An 18,824-nucleotide genomic window follows, 5' to 3' on the forward strand; every position below is an offset into this window, starting at 1 on the left:
GTTCAAATCCTCTTGGCCATGCGGGGATCGATGGCGTCGCGCAACCCGTCGCCGAGCATGTTGATGCCCAGAATGGCGATCGACAGGAACAAGGCGGGGAAAGCGATGAGATGCGGCTTGATCTGCCAGAGCGCCCTGCCCTCGGCCATGATGTTGCCCCAGGATGGCGTGGCGGGCGGCACGCCCGCACCGATGAATGAAAGGCTGGCTTCCGCCAGGATGGCAACGCCGCAGATGTAGGTGGCCTGCACGGTCAGCGCGGCAACGGTATTGGGAAAAATGTGGCGCAGCACGATGCGCCCCCGGCTCGCGCCTGCGGCGATCGCGGCCTCGATGTAGGGTTGCTCGCGCAGCGAAAGCACCAGCCCCCGCACAAGGCGAACGACCCGCGGGATCTCTGCGATCGTGATGGCGATGATCACGTTCTGCATGGAACCCTTGGTGAGGGCAATGAGCGCGATCGCCAGCAATATGGTCGGAATCGACATGAAGCCGTCCATGATCCGCATGACGATGGCATCCACCCAGCGCACGAAGCCTGAAATCAGGCCGATGGCCACGCCGATGACGGTCGCCAGGAAGGCGACCGAGAAGCCCACGATGAGGGAGACGCGCGCCCCGTAGATAACCCGGGAATAGACGTCGCGGCCAAGCAGGTCGGTGCCGAACCAGAATTGCGCATTGGGCGCACGCGTACGGTGTATGGGCGACAGCGCGGTCGGATCGGTGGTGCCCAGCCAGGGAGCCAGGACCGCCATCAGGGCGAGGCCCAGGACCAGCAGCCCTCCGACCGCAACGGTCGGATACTGGCGGAGAAAACGCATGGTACGGTTCATCAGTAATGGATCCTCGGGTCGAAAACACGATACAGCAGGTCGGCCGCAAGATTGATCAACACATAGGAAAAGCTGAACAACAGGATGACCCCTTGGATAATGGGATAGTCGCGGCGCAGGATGGCATCCACCGTCAGGCGGCCCAGGCCGGGGATGGCGAAGACCGTCTCGGTCACCACGGTTCCGCTGATCAGAAGCGCCACGCCGCTGGCGATGATGGTCACGATCGGCACGGCGGCATTCTTGAGGGCATGCAGGAAGAGAATGCTGCGATTGCTGACGCCCTTTGCCCTGGCCGTGCGCACATAATCCTGCGACAGCGTCTCGAGCAGCGTCGCGCGGGTAATGCGGGTGATCAAGGCAATGTAGACGCTGCCCAGGGCCAGAGCGGGCAGCACCAGGCTATGCAGCGAAGCCCCGAAACCCTGGGAGAACGGCACATAGCCCTGCACCGGGAACCAGCGCAACTGCAGGCCCAGCGTCCAGGCCAGGATATAGCCGACGACGAAGGAAGGAACGGAGAAACTCAGCACCGCCAGGACCATGATGCTGCGGTCATGCCAGCGGTTGTGCATCCAGGCGGCGAGCGCGCCGAAGGGAATGGCGACGATCACGGAAACGATGAGGGTCATGATCATGAGCGTCACGGTCGGCGCCAGACGCTGGGCGATCATGGTGCTGACCGGCAACCCGGTGAACAAGGATGTGCCCAGGTCGCCGTGCGCGATGGCCCAGATCCATTCGCCGAAGCGAAGCAGGAATGGCTTGTCGAGGCCCAGGGTGTCGCGTATGCGCGCGATATCCTGCTGTGTGGCGTCTTCCCCCGCCAGCAGTGCGGCCGGGTCTCCCGGCGCCAGGTCCAGCAAACCGAAAACAAATAAGGCGACGAACAGCATGACGGGCAAGGTCATGAGCAAGCGCCGTAGCGTATACGAAAGCATTTGACTCCTTACTGCTGGATTCGCGGTGCGCGGACGGCCCAGCTCGATTGCAGGATTCTAAAGAGCGCAGTGGTTTCTAACAATTTCAAAATTTACTTAATATGATTGCCTAAATTAGAACGACCGGCCAAAAAGCGCATGAATATTGGCCGCCCGCATACTCCTCCATCACAGAATCAGGGAAAACCCTTAGAATTTCAATATGTTAGCGGCAGGGTTATGTCAGTACTTACCCTAGATCACCTAGTACAATCCCTAGCTTTTCCATATCGGTGCAAGGCACCAGAACCATCATGAATCGCTACGCAATACAGTTGGCGTTCGCCTATATGGGCGTCATCATCGGAGGCGGTTTCGCCTCGGGGCAGGAAATCCTTCAGTTTTTCACCGGCTACGGACTGGCCAGCATTGCGGGCACCGTCCTCGCCGGCGTCCTGTTCGCCTTCCTGGGCCGGCAGATCGCCCGCATGAGCACTCAGTTGCAGGCCGCCTCGCACAAGGAAGTGCTGCGCATTCTGTTCGGGCGCAAAGCCGGCACCGTCATGGACGTTCTGCTTACGTTCTTCCTATATGGGGTGGGCGTCGCCATGCTGGCCGGAACCGGTTCCCTGTTCCAGCAGCAATTCGGCTTTTCCCCCCTCATCGGCGGCGCCTTCATGGCTGCCCTCGTCATCCTGACGCTATGCATGAACGTCAAGCGCATCATCGACCTGGTCAGCGCGGCCACGCCCATTCTGATGTGCATGGTCATCGTCATCACCATGTACTCGCTCTTCACCATCAATGCGAGCACGGACGAACTGTTGCTTCTGAGCCGCCAGCAGGAAACCGTTGCGCCTCATTGGTCCATCGCCGCGATGCTGTATGCGTCGTTCAATATCGCCGTAGGCTTTCCCATGCTGGCCGTCATTTCCGGCCGCACGGGCGACATCAAGACCACGTCCTTGGGCGGTGTGCTGGGCGGAATCGGGCTTGGCATTTTGATCCTGCTGATCAACATCGCGCTGCTCTTCAACCTGAACCAGCTCCAGGGCGCCGAGCTTCCCACACTGGCGCTTGCCGCCCGCTTGTCTCCGATAGCGGGCATCCTGATGACCATCGCGATCACCTGCATGATCTACAGCACGGCAGTGGGGATGTTCTTCGCGTTCAGCGCGCGCTTCACCCGACCGGAAACCAATGCCTTCCGAGGTTTCAGCATAGTCAGTTGCGGAATCGCGCTCGTCCTGGGACAGTTCGGATTCACCAAGCTGGTGGGCACCGTATACCCTCTGCTGGGATATCTTGGCTTGCTGCTGATCGCGGCCATAGGGGTCAACTGGTACCGCATCCGCAAGGAGCCAAGGGGTCAGACCCCATACGGGGTCTGACCCCCGCCTGAGCAGCGGTAGGAGCTTTATTTCCCGCCCGCCGCCTGATACAGCGGCATGACACGCTCGGCCGCCTGGGTGAGGTCCGCGCTGCGGCTGGCGGCGGAAGGATGGGTGGACAGGAACTCCGGCGGTGCGGAGCTTCCGCCGAGCGCGCCCATTTTTTGCCACAGCGTCACCGCGGCCCGCGGATCGTAGCCGGCGCGTGCCGCCAGCTCCACCCCGATGCGATCCGCCTCGGTTTCATGCGTGCGGCTGTTCGGCAAGGTAAACATGACGTTCGTCAGGGCGCTGCCCAGGTCGGCCGTCGCCCCTACGCCCGTTACGGCGGAAAGAACGGAAAGCCCGACGTTGGTCACCATTTGCTGGGACACCTGTTCGCGGGCGTGCTCGCGCAGGGCGTGGGCCATTTCGTGGCCGATGACCGCCGCGAGCTCGGCATCGGTGGGCTTGATCTGGTTGATAAGACCGGCATAGACGGCCATTTTCCCGCCGGGCATGCACCAGGCATTGACCTCGTTGGAATTGAGCACGTGGACTTCCCAATTCCAATTGCGGGCGTCAGGCCTGAAAGCGCCGACCTGCTGGATGAGCTTGTTGGCGATGGTCCTGACCCTGGCCGTCTGCGCGGCATTGACGTCCAGCGCTCCTTGCGCCCTGGCCTGGCCGATAAGGCTGGAATACTGCTGGGCCGCCTCTTGCTGCAAAGCGGCTTCCGACACCATGCCCGACATGTACTGCTTGCGCTCCACGCCCACAGAACCTGATTCCGTCGTCTGGACGGCGGCGCAACCGCCGAGCGCGGTGGCGACGGCCAGTGTGCAGACCGCGACGCGGCGTGTCATCGATGTTTTCATTTTCATGGCAGTGAAGCTCCTTTCAAGACGGTATTATTTTCCGCACTGGGCGCGGTTGCGCAGCGCATGGTCCATCAGGACAATGGCAAGCAGCGCCTCCGCGATGGGCGTGGCGCGTATGCCAACGCAAGGATCATGCCGCCCCAGTGTCTGGACCTGAACAGGATTGCCCGCGCGGTCCACGGACCGGCGCTCTATGCGTATGCTGGACGTGGGCTTGATCGCCAGTGCGACGGTAATGGGCTGGCCGGAAGAAATGCCGCCAAGCACCCCGCCGGCGTGATTGCTCAGGAAACCGGCGGGGGTAAGTTCATCGCCGTGCTCGGAGCCGCGCTGCGCGACGCAGTCGAAACCTGCTCCGATGGATACGCCCTTCACGGCATTCAGCCCCATCATGGCGTGCGCGATGTCCGCATCCAGACGGTCGTACAAGGGTTCGCCCCAGCCCGCTGGCGCATGGTCGGCCACCACCTCGATGCGCGCACCGATGGAATCGCCATCCCGGCGCAATTGATCCATATAAGCCTCGAGTTCGGGCACGATCTCCGAGTTGGGGGCATAGAATGGGTTGTTGCCGACTTCATCCCAGGAAACGAAGGGAATTTTCACAGGGCCCAGCTGGCTCATGTAGCCGCGGATCTTGACGCCATATGCTTGCTCCAGCCACTTCTTGGCGATGGCGCCCGCCGCGACCGTGGGCGCCGTCAGCCGCGCCGAAGACCGGCCCCCGCCGCGCGGATCGCGTTCCGTATATTTGCGCCAGTAGGTATAGTCGGCATGCCCGGGACGAAAAGTGTCGGCGATATTGCTGTAGTCCTTGCTGCGCGCGTCCATATTCCGGATGAGCAGGCCTATGGGGGTGCCGGTGGTCTTGCCTTCGTACACGCCCGAAAGGATCTCGACCTGGTCGGCTTCCTGCCGCTGCGTCACATGCCTTGACGTGCCGGGACGGCGGCGATCCAGCTCATGCTGGATATCTTCGACGCTGAGCGGCAGCCCCGGAGGACAGCCGTCAACGACCGCGCCGATGGCGGGGCCGTGCGACTCCCCGAAATTCGTGACACAAAAAAGTTTGCCTAATGTATTGCCGGACATAATTCTCGTTTTTTACCTTATCTGAATCCGTGATTCTATAAAAAGATTGTCAAGAGCCTGGCCAAGGAAGTCGACCGGGGCCGCCATGCATTCAGCCATAACGGCTCCAGGTCAGGAAGAACAGCTTACCTGCAGTTGTTCCGCCCATTGCGGAGGCTCGGCGGCATAGGCTTCAAACCCCGGCTTCTCGGTATAGGGATCCCGCAACACCTGCAACAACCTGTCGATTTCGCTGGGATCGTCCTGCGCCGCGGCGCGTATGGCGCCTTCGGCCAGGTGGTTGCGCAGCACATACAGCGGATTGCTCGCCAGCATCTGCGCCGCGCGTTGATCGGGGTCCCGTTCGTCGTGCTTCAATCGCCGGGTGTAGCGCTCGAGCCAGGCCCCGGCGGCATCGCGGTCCGCAAAGCGTTCGAGAAAGGCGTCGGGCTGCGCGGGCGCGGCGGCCAGTGACCTGAAGCTGAGCGTGAAATCCGCCTTTTGCGTGTGCAGCAGCCTCCACCACTGATCGGCCAGGTCATCGTCGCCTTCTTCCCAGGCAAGCAGTCCGAACTTGCGCATGAGGTTGCCCCGATAGGCCTGGAGAAAGTCGGCTTCGTAATGCTGCAGTTGCTCTTTCAGCGTATCCTGCGGCGTGCCCAGGCCAAGCAAGGCGCCGGCCAGCCGGTACAGGTTCCAGTGAGCCACGGCCGGTTGCGCATTCCATGCATACCGGCCCTGCGTGTCGCTGTGATTGCAAACATGATTGGCCTGGAAGGCGTCCATGAAGCCATAAGGCCCATAGTCGAGCGTAAGCCCCAGTATGGACATATTGTCGGTGTTCATGACGCCGTGGCAGAAACCGGCCGTCTGCCAGTCTGCGATCATGCGTGCCGTGCGGGCCACCACTTCGCGCAGAAAGCGGGCGACGGTATCGTTCAATGAGTCCGGGCACTGCACACCGGCCCTGCACTCGGGAAAGTGGCGATCGACCACGTAATCGAACAAGGCCCGCAGCTCTGCCGGCGATGAGGACCAGTGCTCGAAGGAACCGAAACGGACGAAGCTGGGCGAAACGCGTGTCACGATCGCGGCAGTCTCGACCGTTTCGCGGTAGACGGGGTCATCGGAAACGACCAATGCCAGCGCCCGGGTCGTTGGTATGCCCAGGCCCGCCATGGCTTCGCCCGCCAGGTATTCACGCACGGAAGAGCGCAGCACGGCACGGCCGTCGCCCATGCGGGAATATGGCGTACGCCCGGACCCTTTCAGCTGCATTTCCCAATTGCCGGATGGCGCGGCGAGTTCGCCGAGGAGGTGGGCGCGGCCATCGCCAAGCTGCCCCGCCCAGATGCCGAACTGATGTCCGCTGTACACCGCAGCCAAGGTCTTGCCGCCCGGCAAAGGCTGCTTACCGGAAAAGACATCCAGAAACACAGGATCCTGGAATATGCGCGTGGACATGCCTAGCAACTCGGCGACATCGGGGTTGGCGTGCAACAGCCTGGGCTGGCTCAGGGGCTGCGGTTCAAGACGGGTATAGAACTGCGGCGGAAGTTCGGAGAAGGAATTGGCGGCATTCAGCCCGGCAATGGTTTCGATCATGGCACGGCCTTAGGCGTTTTGGCGGCGGCTGCGGCCCGGCGCGCCTGCCGCTTGGCCGGCCGGACGTAGAAAATGGCGCATAAGTAGAACGCCAAAGACAGCGCAATCTCGAGTCCCGCCATGACGGCCGACGCCGGAGAGGGATCGGACCATGCGCGCACCACCCCTTCCATGAAATAGAGGAGAACCAGCATTGCCGCCCATTGCAGCGTATAGAGGCTGCCCTTCAGCACCCCGCGCAAAGGAAACAGCAAGGGCAACGCCTTGAGCGCCAGCAGGGATCCGCCGGGCTTGAGCGGCGCAATCCAGAGCTCCCAAGCCAGGCACAGGACAATGAGTGCAATCAGCGACACCGATGCGCCGTGGCGCAGGACAGGATTCGTTTGTGTAGTCATGCTGGTATTATCCCTCGAAAGACGCTTGCGCTGCATCGGCCCCGTCAACGTTCAAACGGAACGGCGCCCGGTCAGCGCTCTGCCCGAAAAGGTTTCGTATCGTGACAACGCCCGCCAGCAAAAATCGCACCGAAGCAAGCCCGCCACGCGATCTCCGGCCCGCCGAATCAGATGGCCCCGCCGAAGAGCCGCGGCTGGACCCGGCCAATACGCCGGCATCGGGCGTGTCCAATGCGCTGAAGATCGCGCGCTTCGCCCTGCGGCGCACCAGCGAAAAAAATTTGACGCAGGTCGCTTCCAGCCTTACTTTCACGACGGTGCTGGGCATCGTGCCCTTGCTGGCGGTCGTCCTGTCCTTGTTCACCGCGTTCCCGCTGTTCGCCGACTTCAGGGTGGCGCTCGAAAGCTTTCTTAGCTCCAGCCTGCTTCCGCCTTCGGTTTCAGAAAACGTCATGTTCTACCTGAACCAGTTTGCCGCCAAGGCATCCGGGTTGACGGCGGTGGGCAGCTTGTTCCTTATCGTCACTTCCGTCATGCTGTTCATGACCATCGACGAAGCCTTCAACAGTATCTGGCAGGTCGAGCGCCAACGCCCGATCGGGCAACGGATTCTGGTCTACTGGGCCATCATTTCGCTGGGGCCCATACTCATCGGCGCCAGTCTGTGGGCCATGACCGTGCTGGCGCGCGAATCGCTCGGCCATATCGGAGATCTGCCCGCGGTGCTGGGCTATGCCTTGTCCCTCGTACCCCTCATCGCCACCGGCCTGGGCTTCACCGCCCTGTTCGTCGGCGTGCCCAATCGGCGCGTGCTGTGGCGCGACGCCGCCGTGGGCGGCTTCGGTACCGCCATCGTGCTGGAGATCATGCGCTGGGCCTTCGCGTATTACCTTGCACGATTTCCCTCCTACACGGTCATATACGGCGCGTTCGCCACCCTGCCCATCTTCCTGCTGTGGCTGTATCTGTCATGGCTGGCCATACTGGTGGGCGCCACCGTGGCGGCCACCCTGCCCGCCCTGCGCCAGCGGCGCTGGGCGCTCGAACACCACACCGGCGGCATTTTCATCGACGCGCTGCGGGTGCTCGAAGCGCTCTGGACCGCCCAGCAAGGGCAGCCGCCGGGCCGCAGCATGCGTTTTCTTTGCGCCCATCTGCGCTTGCATGAACTGGAAATGAGCCAGGTGCTGGACGCCCTGAAGGACCTGGGCTATGTGGTGAACGCCGAAGGCGACGGCGCGGACCAATGGGTGCTGTCCTGCGACCAGCGCGAGGCCGACCTTGCCCCGCTCATCGACGCGCTGCTGCTGGACCGCAGCCAACCGGGTTTGTCCGACCACCCCGAAATCCTCCGGGCGGTCGCCATGGTGTTCGACAACCAGGCAGTGCGGCTGGAAACACTGTTCGAAACACCGGAGCTACTACCCGAACCCCGTCGCATAGGGCAAAATACGCCTCATGTGCCCAGGACGGGCACCCAGGAGGACAACGATGTTAAAAGTTAGCGAAATTCTACGCGTGAAAGGGCACACGCTGTACACGGGCACCCCCGACATGCCTATACTTCGGGCGCTCGAAACCATGAGCGAACAAGACATCGGGTCTTTGGTCATCATGGAGCACGGCCAATTGGTCGGCATGCTGACCTTCCGCGAAATCATCCGCCATCTGCACGACAACCAGGGCAACACCGGCACCAACACGGTACGCAGCATCATGGACGACGCCCCGGTCAGCGTCTCGCCGAACACCGGCTTCGAAGAAGTCCAGCGGCTGATGCTCGAAAAGCATGCGCGCTACATACCGGTCATGGACGGACCCACGCTCATGGGCGTCGTCTCGTTCTACGACATGGCTCAAGCCATCGTCGCGGCCCAGCAGTTCGAGAACAACATGCTGAAGGCTTATATCCGCGACTGGCCGACCGACACCGAGGAAGGCGCCTGAGCGGGGGGTCAGACCCCGCAGGGGTCTGACCCCAATGACCCCACTTGGCAAGGTTAAAGGGGTCAGAGCGCTGATAAACCCCCTGTTTTTTAGTTAAGGGGTTTATCGGCTCGTGGTTCAGGCCAATCTCAGCCGATTTGAAGAGTTTGCGGGCCACACGTACATAACGACGGCTTGAGCCGCGAGCAAGGCCAGACTTGGCCCTATCAAGGCCTCAAGAGGCGCTAAAAGCCGCGCCAGCAGCAGCGCGATCTTCTTCATATTCTGGGCCGCAGCGGCCAACAGACACTGCTCCATCACTTTCTGTAGACCACGCAGGCGCGCGTAGCGATGGCCATGCAGTTGCTTGGCATCGGCAAAGCTGCGCTCGACCGTCTCCTGGCGCCTGGCATAGATGCGCTTACCAGCTGGCGTCAGCCGCCGGGCCTTGACCCGCTCTTTGGCCTCCTCCCAGAGGTGGCGCATCACCACTTTGACCCCCGTCGCGCTTTGTGTGCATCGGGCTCGAACCGGGCAACTGGCGCACTGGGTGCGATCGGAGCGGTATTCGCGGTAACCCTCTCGGTTAGTCGTGCTATAGGTCAGTGTTTGATTGTTCGGGCAGACATAAGTGTCCGTTTGCGCATCGTATTGATATTCGTGTTTCTTAAAATAACCCGCTCTCTGGGCGGAACGACGGTACCCCATGACGCCGGCAATCAGGCGATCCTCAAGGCCCTTGCACACCGCGGCGGTGAAGTAGCCCGCATCCAGGCCGACCGCATAAGGGTTCAAATTAAAGCGCTCGCGCTGACGATCCAGCCGCGCCAGGTACGGCACGCTGTCATTGACGTTGCCCGGCGTGACGTGTGTGTCGGTGATGATGGCATGCTTGGCATCGACCGTGCGGTGATCCAGATAAAAGAACCCTTTGGGCTTACCCTCGCGCGCCATGTAGCCGCTGTCCGGGTCGGTGCGGCTGACCTTGGCCGGGCGCGTGGGCGGGGGCTCATCGTCCTTGTCCGTGCGCTTTAAGGCCGGCTTGCCGTGCGCTAGGCGGTCGGCATCTACGGCCGCATCCAGCTCCTGCAGGTAGGCCTGCGCGGGCACAGCCACCTGGCCCTGCTCGGCCTTGTTCTTGTTGGCACTGGCCTTCAAATGCGTGCTGTCCGTATACAGTACCTTGCCCTGGACCATGCCGCGCCTGATCGCCTGCAGCACTATCTCATCAAAAATCTCTTGGTAAATCTGGCTGTCTGCAAAACGGCGGCGCCGGTTCTGGCTGATCGTGGAGGCGTCGGGCACCTTATCGGTCAAGCGCAGCCCGAGGAACCAGCGGTAAGCCACATTGACTTGAACGTCACGGACCAACTGGCGCTCGCTTCGAATGCCAAACAAGTAGCCCAGTAATAGCAACTTGAACAGCAGCACCGGATCAATGGCCGGGCGGCCGTTGTCGGCGCAATAGAGGTGCGCCACCTTGGCGCGAATAAAGCTCAGATCTATGGCAGCGTCGATCTTGCGCACCAAGTGATCGGCGGGAACCAAAGATTCCAGCGTCACCATCTCAAGTTCGTGCTGATAAGCGGGGGGATCTCTTAGCATCCCCACATTATGAACAAGCTCGACGCGTTGCGCGAGGGTTTGTCAGCATTCTGAGGGGTCGGACCCCGTATGGGGTCCGACCCCAAAACCCAAGCTCAAGGTCAGACCCCTGCGGGGTCTGACCCCTCCCCTCGCAGCATCAGTTCCGCCCAGGCCTTTTCCAGCAGTCCGGCGTCGTTCTGGTTGAGCAGCTTCGAATCGGACAAGGTACGGCGCCATTGCCGCGCGCCCTTGCGGCCGCTCATCCAGCCCAGCATCGCCCGGGCGATCATTCGCAAGGGCACTCCCTTGGCAATTTCCGTCGCAGCATAGCGGGTCATTGCGTGCACGACCCGCGCCGGTTCGGGCAGGGGCAGGCCGGGCTCCATGACAAGACTGATATCCGACAAGATTCCGGGCGTATGCCAGGCCGCCCGGCCCAGCATGACACCATCGAATTGCCCGGCCAGTTGCGCTGCCTGGGCGGTCTCGGAGATACCGCCGTTCAGGACGATGACGGCGCCGGGGAAGTCATCTTTCAAGCGCAGGGCGACGTCATAGCGCAAGGGCGGGATCTCGCGATTGTCCTTGGGGGACAGCCCTTTCAGCACCGCGTTCCGGGCATGGACGATGAACACCCGGCAGCCGGTGTCGTATATTTTACCCACGAAATCGCGCACGAAACCATAGGAATCGTCGTAATCCAGCCCAAGGCGATGCTTGACGGTGACCGGTATGCCGACCGCGTCCTGCATCGCCTTGACGCAATCGGCCACCAGCGCCGGCTCGGCCATCAGGCAGGCGCCGAATGCGCCCTTCTGCACACGTTCCGACGGGCAACCACAGTTCAGGTTGATCTCGTTGTAACCCCATTGCTGGCCCAGCCTGGCCGAGGCTGCCAGCGCCTCGGGCTCGCTGCCGCCCAATTGCAGCGCCACCGGTTCCTCCGCCGGATCGAAATCCAGATGACGTGCGACGTTGCCGTGCATCAGTGCGCCGGTGGTGATCATTTCCGTGTACAGACGCGCCTTGGGCGCCAGCAAACGATGAAAATACCTACAATGCCTATCGGTAACGTCTATCATGGGCGCCACGCAAAGGCGCCAGGCGGATGCGGGTGAGTCGGGAAAACGGTGAGTCATCGAGAAACTACGGTGATAAATGCGTAGCCCATATTGTCGGTCATTTTGGCCCGGCCGGCGCACAGCCCGCCAACCTGGACTAAAATCAACAGCCCCAAGAGCATACGCAATTCAATTCAGTTTCGATATAAACAAGGCAGAGCTTTCAACCCCATGGCCGTTTTCACCCCTGTCAGCGACGATGATGCGCGCGAGCTGTTAACACGATATTCCCTAGGCGAACTGGTTTCCCTGCGCGGCATCACGGCCGGTATCGAAAACACCAATTATTTTCTCACGACCACGCACGGCGAGTACGTCCTCACCCTGTTCGAGGTCCTGACCTACGAGCAACTGCCTTTCTACATCGAACTCATGTACCACCTTGCCCACAAGGGCATCCCCGTCCCGCAGCCGCAGACGCTCTGCAGCGGCTCGCGGCTGACCACGATGCACGGCAAGCCTTGCGCCATTGTCAGCCGCCTGACGGGGGGGTACGAACCCGCGCCCAGCGCGGCCCATTGCGCGTTGGCCGGCCGCACGCTGGCCCAGGCTCATTTGGCCGGACAGGATTTTTCACTGGCACAGCCCAACCTGCGGGGCCTGGGCTGGTGGCAGCAAACCATACCCAAGGTCCTGCCTTTCCTGGACGAGGCACAGGCGAAGCTCATACAGGATGTGCTGCAGGAGCAAACCGAGTTCGCCGCGAGCGACACCTACAGGACCCTCCCCTTCGGTCCCGCCCACTGCGACCTCTTCCGCGATAACGTTTTATTCGACGGCACGTTCGAAATGCCCCGCATGGGCGGCATCATCGATTTCTACTTCGCGGGCTGCGATGCCTGGATCTTCGACGTGGCCGTGAGCGTGAACGATTGGTGCATAGACAGGAACACCGGCGTCCTCGAAGACGACAAACTGCGCGGCTGGCTGGACGCCTACGCACAGGTCAGGCCCTTTACCGACGCCGAACGCGAAGCGTGGCCGATGATGCTGCAGGCCGCCGCATTGCGCTTCTGGGTATCCCGCCTGTACGACTTCTTCCTGCCTCGTCCGGCCCAGACCCTCAAGCCTCACGACCCCCGTCATTTCGAACGCATACTGATCGAGCGGCGCAAGAGCGCCACGGCCCATCGCCTTTAGGAAGCACTTACGCATGCAAGCCGCCATTCTTCCCATCACCGCCGGCTGGGCCTGGATACAGGACGGGTTCAGACTGTTCCGCCGGCAGCCGATGGCAATGTTTTTCTGGAGCATGGCAACGGGGCTGCTGATCACCGTCAGCTATCTCATTCCGCTATTCGGACAAATCGCCCTGATCGCCTGTACACCCATGCTGACATTCGTCACCCTTAGCGCATGCCGCAATATTGCGCAGGGCCGGCCGATGCTATTGAACATGTGGCTCCAGCCGCTGAAAAAGTTGGAGACCCGCAAGCGTCTGCTGGCGCTCGGGCTGGCCTACCTGTTGTTCTGCCTCGCCGGCGGTTTCCTTGCAACCTTGCCCTTCCTGGGCAGCCTGATGAGCGCCATCGACGATAACGGCATCATCAACGAACATGCCTTGCTGACGGCCATGCAAGGGCCCTTCATCACTTTCGGCTTGCTCTACTTGGTGATTTCCGCGATGTTCTGGCATGCTCCCGCGCTCATCGGCTGGCATGGCATCAAGATGTCTCAGGCCTTGTTCTTTTCCATGGTGGCATGCTGGCGCAACAAATGGCCCTTCCTCGCCTATGGCGCAAGCTGGGCCGCCATTTTCTTTGCGGCGCAGATGACCGGCGCTTTCCTGGCATCGGCCGGCGTATCCGCCGGCATGGTGCAGGTTCTATTCACGCCGATCAACATCGTTATCGCCGCCGTCCTGTACTGCAGCTTCTATCCCGCTTACATCAGCGTCTTCGGCATCAACTATCCCACCGACGAACCCGCGACCTGATCCTTCGCCAACGCGCTGCGTATCGCCCGTGCATAGCCCGGGTTCGCGGCGCAGTAGCCGGCCGGCAGTTCGACTGCAAAGTCCGCAGCGCCACAATGTACCAGCCTGTAGGGCTTCAGGTCATGAAAGGTTTTCAGGACGCGCTGCCCTGAATCGAAGAATACGACGTCGATGGCATAGCCCAGGAAAAATGTGTGGACGCCGACGCAAGGTGCAATACACAAACCTGTAGCTTCCGGCAGGCGCGGGTAGGCGTGGAGCCCCAGCAACCGCGCACCGAATGTTTTTGCGTGATAAAGCCGTAGTGCCGTCATGGATCAGAACCCCGCTTCGGCCAGCTTGAGCGCGACGGGAAAGGCAAGTATCAGAAAGGTGCATGGAAAAATGCAGAACACCATGGGGAACAGCATTTTGACGGGCGCTTCGAGCGCCAGCTTCTCGGCCCGCAGAAAGCGTTCGCTGCGCCGCTGATCGGACTGCGAACGCAACAACGGCCCCAGGCTCATTCCCATCTGCTCCGCCTGATTCAGTGCCGTCACCAGGCCGCGTACTGCCGCCAACCCGGTTCTTTCGGCCAGCGCCGACAAGGCTTCCATGCGCGGCATTCCTGCACGCATGTCGGACAGGGCGTGCCTCAGCTCGGCACGCAACGGCCCGTCGGGCCCATGCCTCGCCGCCTGCTGAAGCGCCCCATGCAGGTTCAGGCCCGCTTCCACGCACAAGGTGGTGACGTCGAGCAAGAATGGCAGTTCCCTCAGCATTTGCTCTTGGCGGCGCACGCCCTGCGTCGTCAGCCAGTGCCAAGGCCAGAAGGCGCCCAGCGAACCTGCAAGCGTGCCGGCCAGCGCGCCATACCGCCATGGCCCGTCCAGGACAAGAAACGGTATCGCCAACGCCGCTGCAAGACATAATGCGGCGCAGAAACATTGCAGGCCCACGATGTCCTCCGCCCTCCAGTTGGCATCGAGTCCAGCAAGCACGATACGGCGTTCGAGCAGTTGCCGAATGCGCCATGAGATGAAGGGATTGCAGGCCATCGCCAATACCGACACCCAAGGCCAGGCCCAGGCCAGCAGGTTCGTCCTGCTGAACGCATGGGGGCTTCCGCGATAGATGGCCACGGGCCGCATGAAGGTCCACGCCAGCAGACACAAGCACAATCCCGCCGTCAGGCAACTGAGCCAGAAGTACATGAACGCCCCTTTTCAAACCTTGATGGAAACAATGCGGCGAATGAACAGGATGCCGATGAGTTCGAGGACGGCAACGATCGCGATCACAGTCCAGCCCAGCGGCTGTTCCCATAAGACGCGCATGGACGCGGGATCCAGATGGTGCAGCACCACGCCGAGGACGACCGGTAAAGAAGCCATGATCCAGGCCTGTAATCTTCCCTGGGAAGTCAGGGCGCCCACCCTGGCAAGCAAGTGAAGCCGCGCGCGCAGCGTCATGGAAATACGCTCCAGGGTTTCCGCCAGGCTGCCGCCGCTATGGGCCGCCACCGTCAAGGAGGAAACGGTCAGGCCGGCACCCTCCGTGGGCATCCGCCGGTAGAGATTCGCAAGCGCCTCCTCGAAGGAAATTCCCATGCGTTGTTCCCGGAGCAACAAGCCGAACTCCTGTGCAAGCGGGGCCGGAGAATGCGCCACGATCTGGTGCAGCGCCGACTGCAGGCCCGAACCCGCCCGCAGCGCCCCGGCCAGCGCCATCAGCAGATCCGGCAACTGCGCCTCGAAAAGCGTGGCGCGGCGGCGCTTCAGGTGGCGTATATACCCTTGCGGAAGCGCCAATGAGACGCCGCCGCAAAGCGCTGCCAGCCATAACTGCCCCGAGAGCATCAAGCCGATAGCCGCAACCGCGGCGCACAACAACAAGTTGGCCGCCCACAATTGCGCAGGATCGAAGAACAGGAAGAATTCGCTCAGGCGGTCGACGGCCTCCTTCTGGAAAGCCCGCCGGTATCGTCCATAGCCTACGGCAAAGGATTTGAGCGCATACCAGCTCACGATGCACACGGCAGACAGCGACGCCGCGATGACGATGAAGATATACATCATGTCCGCTCCTCTTCGGCGAACAGATCCGCCGGCAACATCGGCCGGCCATCGTCGTCCGTAAAAGATTCGGGCAGGACTCCACAGCCCGTGAATCCATCGCGAGGCTCGCGCACGTATCGGAACAGCTCTTGTGTCTGGATACGCCCGCTCTCCAGTCCTGTGACCTCGACGATGGATGTGATTTTCCGCCGCCCATCGCTCAGCCTTGCCTGCTGCACGATGAAGTCGATGCTTCCAGCGATGTGTTCACGCACGGCGGCCAGGGGAAGTTCCATGCCCGCCATCAGGATCATGGTTTCGAGACGCGCCAGCGCGTCGCGCGGACTGTTGGCATGCAGCGTCGTCAGGGAGCCTTCATGTCCGGTATTCATCGCGGCCAGCATATCGAAGGCTTCCCCGCCGCGGCATTCGCCAATGACGATGCGGTCCGGCCGCATGCGCAGTGCATTGCGCACCAGGTCGCGAACCTCTATCCGGCCCCTGCCCTCCAGGTTAGCGGGGCGCGATTCCATGGCCACCAGATGTGAATGATGCAATTGAAGCTCGGCGGCATCTTCGATGGTGATGACGCGCTCGCCTTCGGGAATGCAGTTGGACAGAATATTCAGCAAGGTCGTTTTTCCCGAGCCGGTACCGCCCGACACGATCACGTTCTTGCGTTGCCGCACGCAGCATGACAGAAAGGTTGCCATGGCATTGCTCAAAGCGTCCATTTTCAGCAAGTCGTCCATATCGAGCCGATTTGCCGGAAACTTGCGGATTGTCAGGCAGGTTCCGCGCAAGGCGACCGGCGCAATGACGGCGTTGACCCGCGAGCCATCCGCCAAGCGCGCGTCCACCATCGGCGAGCTTTCGTCTATGCGCCGTCCCAGCGGCGACACGATGCGCTCTATGACGCCGAGCACCGCCTGTTCGCTGCTGAAGCTGGTCCAATGCCGAGCCAGGCGGCCGTCCGACTCCACGAAGATTTCATCATGGCGGTTCACCATGATCTCGGTGATGGAAGGATCGGCCAGCAAGGATTCCAGCGGACCGAGCGCAACCGCCTCGTTCACCACGTCCACCAGCAAGCGCCGCCGGTCTACTCCTTTGGGTAGCGTATCGTCCTGTTCTATCAATGCGCCCAATGCCGCCATCGCCTCTTCACGCAACGCCGCATCGCTCATGCTGGAGACGTCGCGCCTGCGCAAATCCAGTGCTTCGAGCAAAGCGGCGTGCAAGCGCTTGCGATGCTGCATCAAGGCAATGACCTGATGCGCATCCGCCGCAACCGCCGCACTTTGCGCCCGGACGGTCTTGCAAGAGTCCTTGACAGCCTCCTGGCCGCGTACCGTATCCGCCGAGGACGGGATAAGCGCGGCACCGGAGCCGCCGTCGACGGGCAGGTCCAGCACACGCAGTAAGCAAGGCCCAATGACGACTTCGTCGCCGCCTGCCAGAGGGCCGTACTGGGCGATCCGCTGGCCATTGACCAGCGTGCCCGCAAGCGAACCGAAATCCTCGAGAAAGACCGCCGTAGCGCGGCGCTCGAAGCGCGCATGCCGACGCGCTACTCGCCATCCCTTCAAGCGAAGATGGCAGTCGGGGGCGCGGCCAACCTCGATAGGCAGCGCCAACAGGCGGCGTTCGACGGAACCGTCCTCGAAACACAATTCAATGTCCAGCATCGCCACGCTCCTGAAAATCGAAAATGTTCGCGCTATTGCGGAGGCCGGGCTCCATGATCGCGTGGTGCGATGCATGGCCGTCCCATTGCGACCCTTGGTCCTGCCAGGCAGTCCATGGCCCGCTGGCGCCATCGGCGACCGCTGCGGGAAGCCCTGCGACCGGCAGCACAGGCGTGTTGAGTGCCGGCGCCTCGGGAAAGCTGTCCGTGAGAATCGAGCGACTGTTCGCTACGCGCCGAATCACGCCCGGGTGATCAGCATCCACCAGAACCGGTGTGACGAAGATGGCCAGCTCGGTCTCATTGCGCTGAAAACGGCGGGACTTGAACAGTTGCCCCAGGACGGGAATATCGCCTAGCCCGGGAACCTTGTCGAAATTGCGGGAGTCGTCGCGCGACAGGAAACCCGCCAGGACCAGGGTCTGGCCGGACTTGACATTGAACTCGGTGGCCGCGCGGCGCGTCTTGAGCGAAGGGCCTGCGGCCAGCGACAAGGAGTTGTCGACCGAACTGACCTCCACGTCTATTTGCGAGCGCACTGCCCCGTTGCGCTCGACCCGGGGCGTGATGCGCAATGAAACCCCGTATGGCTTGAACGCCGTATTGGTGTTGCCATTTGCGTCCACCGTCGAGTAGGGAACTTCTCCGCCGGCTAGAAATTCGGCCGTGGCACCGCTGCGCGCAAGCAGCTGCGGCTGGGCCAGCACGACTGCGGAGCCGTTCTGCGCCAGCGCGTTGATCCGTGCCGAGAGCAAGGCGTTGATACCGAAATAGCCCGCGGCAACCGTCGCCGGAAATGCGATGGGCACCGAGGTGGCTCCAGGGCGGTCCGCCAGCCGCCTGCTGCCGCCGTCCCAGGCCAGCCCCGCATTCAATCCCCCTTCGCTGGCCGTATCCCAGCGCAGGCCTAGTTCCAGCAATTGCGAACGAGGCACTTCAACGACCTGGACGTCGAGCAAGACCATACGGTCCCAACCCACCCGGCCCGTGAAATCGAGCAATTGGGGATATCGCTTGGCGAGATCGGAAACCCGCTCGCGGTCTTCGTCGGACAAACCGTCCCCCTCGACGACGAGCTTGTCGCCGAGCGTGGTAATAGCGGCGCCGGGAATGCGTTCCAGCAAACCGCGCAGTTCCCGCTGTATCTGTTTCGCGCCCTCCGGCGCCACCTCCACCTGATATCGGCGGCGTTTTCCGTCCAGGCCCCAGATCTGCAAGACGGTGGCGCCTTCGCTTCTGGCGAACACAATGACCTCCTTTTCATCCGTCGTCACCGCGTTGATCACCTGCCCATCCCCGACGGCCACGCGCGCGACGTCTGGTACGGCCAACACTTTCACTTCGCCGACCTGCATGTCGAGCAGTCCGGTTTCGCGAGCATCCGCCCCGCAGGCGAATGCAAATGCAAAGAAGCAAGCGGCGAGAGGACGCATCAGCTTGATCATGCTCATCG

18 protein-coding genes are annotated in these 18,824 nt (G+C 61.9%); 5 read left to right on the plus strand and 13 right to left on the minus strand.

Annotated elements, in window-relative coordinates; all coding sequences use genetic code 11:
* Positions 1-2 precede the first annotated feature (2 nt).
* Positions 3-836: an ABC transporter permease gene (locus ACSBPU_RS11800; protein WP_442592323.1), complete on the minus strand. Its 834-nt coding sequence runs from the start codon at positions 834-836 to the stop codon at positions 3-5.
* Complete coding sequence (locus ACSBPU_RS11805) at positions 836-1,777, minus strand: ABC transporter permease (protein ID WP_442592324.1); 942 nt, start codon at positions 1,775-1,777, stop codon at positions 836-838. The genes ACSBPU_RS11800 and ACSBPU_RS11805 overlap by 1 nt, the downstream gene beginning before the upstream one ends.
* Positions 1,778-2,070: 293 nt before the next feature.
* Here ACSBPU_RS11805 and ACSBPU_RS11810 point away from each other — a divergent pair, with 293 nt between their 5' ends.
* Entirely contained in the window at positions 2,071-3,147 is a 1,077-nt protein-coding gene (locus tag ACSBPU_RS11810; protein WP_442592325.1) for a YkvI family membrane protein, read from the plus strand.
* A 26-nt stretch (positions 3,148-3,173) separates the two neighbouring features.
* On the opposite strand, the gene ACSBPU_RS11815 is transcribed toward ACSBPU_RS11810, so the two are convergent.
* From ACSBPU_RS11815 to ACSBPU_RS11830, 4 genes are all read right to left on the minus strand, one after another.
* On the minus strand, positions 3,174-4,004 hold the full coding sequence (locus ACSBPU_RS11815; RefSeq protein WP_442598321.1) for a M48 family metallopeptidase: 831 nt from the start codon (positions 4,002-4,004) through the stop codon (positions 3,174-3,176).
* 33 nt (positions 4,005-4,037) lie between these two features.
* Positions 4,038-5,099, minus strand: a complete 1,062-nt coding sequence (aroC, locus tag ACSBPU_RS11820; protein WP_442592326.1) for a chorismate synthase — start codon at positions 5,097-5,099, stop codon at positions 4,038-4,040.
* A 111-nt stretch (positions 5,100-5,210) separates the two neighbouring features.
* Positions 5,211-6,683 carry a protein adenylyltransferase SelO gene (locus ACSBPU_RS11825; RefSeq protein ID WP_442592327.1) on the minus strand — a complete coding sequence of 491 codons (1,473 nt, stop codon included), beginning with the start codon at positions 6,681-6,683 and terminating at the stop codon, positions 5,211-5,213.
* The gene (locus ACSBPU_RS11830) at positions 6,680-7,078 is read right to left on the minus strand and encodes a DUF2069 domain-containing protein (RefSeq protein ID WP_442592328.1); all 399 of its coding nucleotides are present in this window, start codon (positions 7,076-7,078) and stop codon (positions 6,680-6,682) included. Before ACSBPU_RS11830 ends, ACSBPU_RS11825 begins: the two co-directional genes overlap by 4 nt.
* Positions 7,079-7,272: 194 nt before the next feature.
* On the opposite strand from ACSBPU_RS11830, the gene ACSBPU_RS11835 reads away from it, so the two are divergent.
* Together ACSBPU_RS11835 and ACSBPU_RS11840 are read left to right on the plus strand one after the other, a co-directional pair.
* Positions 7,273-8,583 carry a YihY family inner membrane protein gene (locus tag ACSBPU_RS11835; protein ID WP_442598323.1) on the plus strand — a complete coding sequence of 437 codons (1,311 nt, stop codon included), beginning with the start codon at positions 7,273-7,275 and terminating at the stop codon, positions 8,581-8,583.
* Positions 8,570-9,025 (plus strand): CBS domain-containing protein, encoded by a 456-nt coding sequence (locus ACSBPU_RS11840; RefSeq protein WP_180071292.1) that lies wholly within the window; start codon positions 8,570-8,572, stop codon positions 9,023-9,025. The genes ACSBPU_RS11835 and ACSBPU_RS11840 overlap by 14 nt, the downstream gene beginning before the upstream one ends.
* A 117-nt stretch (positions 9,026-9,142) precedes the next feature.
* Here ACSBPU_RS11840 and ACSBPU_RS11845 read toward each other — a convergent pair whose 3' ends face one another.
* Both ACSBPU_RS11845 and dusA read right to left on the minus strand, forming a co-directional pair.
* Positions 9,143-10,609 (minus strand): IS1182 family transposase, encoded by a 1,467-nt coding sequence (locus ACSBPU_RS11845; RefSeq protein WP_442592329.1) that lies wholly within the window; start codon positions 10,607-10,609, stop codon positions 9,143-9,145.
* Positions 10,610-10,710: 101 nt separating this feature from the next.
* On the minus strand, positions 10,711-11,730 hold the full coding sequence (dusA, locus tag ACSBPU_RS11850) for a tRNA dihydrouridine(20/20a) synthase DusA (RefSeq protein ID WP_442592330.1): 1,020 nt from the start codon (positions 11,728-11,730) through the stop codon (positions 10,711-10,713).
* A 153-nt stretch (positions 11,731-11,883) separates the two neighbouring features.
* Between dusA and ACSBPU_RS11855 the strand changes: the two genes are divergently transcribed.
* Positions 11,884-12,852: a homoserine kinase gene (locus ACSBPU_RS11855; protein WP_442592331.1), complete on the plus strand. Its 969-nt coding sequence runs from the start codon at positions 11,884-11,886 to the stop codon at positions 12,850-12,852.
* 13 nt (positions 12,853-12,865) lie between these two features.
* Positions 12,866-13,648 (plus strand): BPSS1780 family membrane protein, encoded by a 783-nt coding sequence (locus ACSBPU_RS11860; protein ID WP_442592332.1) that lies wholly within the window; start codon positions 12,866-12,868, stop codon positions 13,646-13,648.
* Here ACSBPU_RS11860 and ACSBPU_RS11865 read toward each other — a convergent pair.
* Genes ACSBPU_RS11865 through ACSBPU_RS11885 form a run of 5 tightly spaced genes read right to left on the minus strand, consistent with a single transcriptional unit; the run spans position 13,621 to position 18,822 of the window.
* On the minus strand, positions 13,621-13,962 hold the full coding sequence (locus ACSBPU_RS11865; protein ID WP_442592333.1) for a DUF192 domain-containing protein: 342 nt from the start codon (positions 13,960-13,962) through the stop codon (positions 13,621-13,623). The two genes, ACSBPU_RS11860 and ACSBPU_RS11865, sit on opposite strands and share 28 nt — an antisense overlap.
* 3 nt (positions 13,963-13,965) lie before the next feature.
* Positions 13,966-14,841: a type II secretion system F family protein gene (locus tag ACSBPU_RS11870; protein WP_442592334.1), complete on the minus strand. Its 876-nt coding sequence runs from the start codon at positions 14,839-14,841 to the stop codon at positions 13,966-13,968.
* A gap of 12 nt (positions 14,842-14,853) precedes the next feature.
* The gene (locus tag ACSBPU_RS11875; protein ID WP_442592335.1) at positions 14,854-15,705 is read right to left on the minus strand and encodes a type II secretion system F family protein; all 852 of its coding nucleotides are present in this window, start codon (positions 15,703-15,705) and stop codon (positions 14,854-14,856) included.
* Positions 15,702-17,372, minus strand: coding sequence for an ATPase, T2SS/T4P/T4SS family (locus tag ACSBPU_RS11880; protein ID WP_442592336.1), 1,671 nt, complete (start codon positions 17,370-17,372; stop codon positions 15,702-15,704). The genes ACSBPU_RS11875 and ACSBPU_RS11880 overlap by 4 nt, the downstream gene beginning before the upstream one ends.
* Complete coding sequence (locus ACSBPU_RS11885; protein ID WP_442592337.1) at positions 17,359-18,822, minus strand: type II and III secretion system protein family protein; 1,464 nt, start codon at positions 18,820-18,822, stop codon at positions 17,359-17,361. Before ACSBPU_RS11885 ends, ACSBPU_RS11880 begins: the two co-directional genes overlap by 14 nt.
* Positions 18,823-18,824: the final 2 nt, after the last annotated feature.

The organism is Parapusillimonas sp. JC17, from assembly GCF_052180245.1.
Taxonomy (GTDB): Bacteria; Pseudomonadota; Gammaproteobacteria; order Burkholderiales; family Burkholderiaceae_B; genus Parapusillimonas.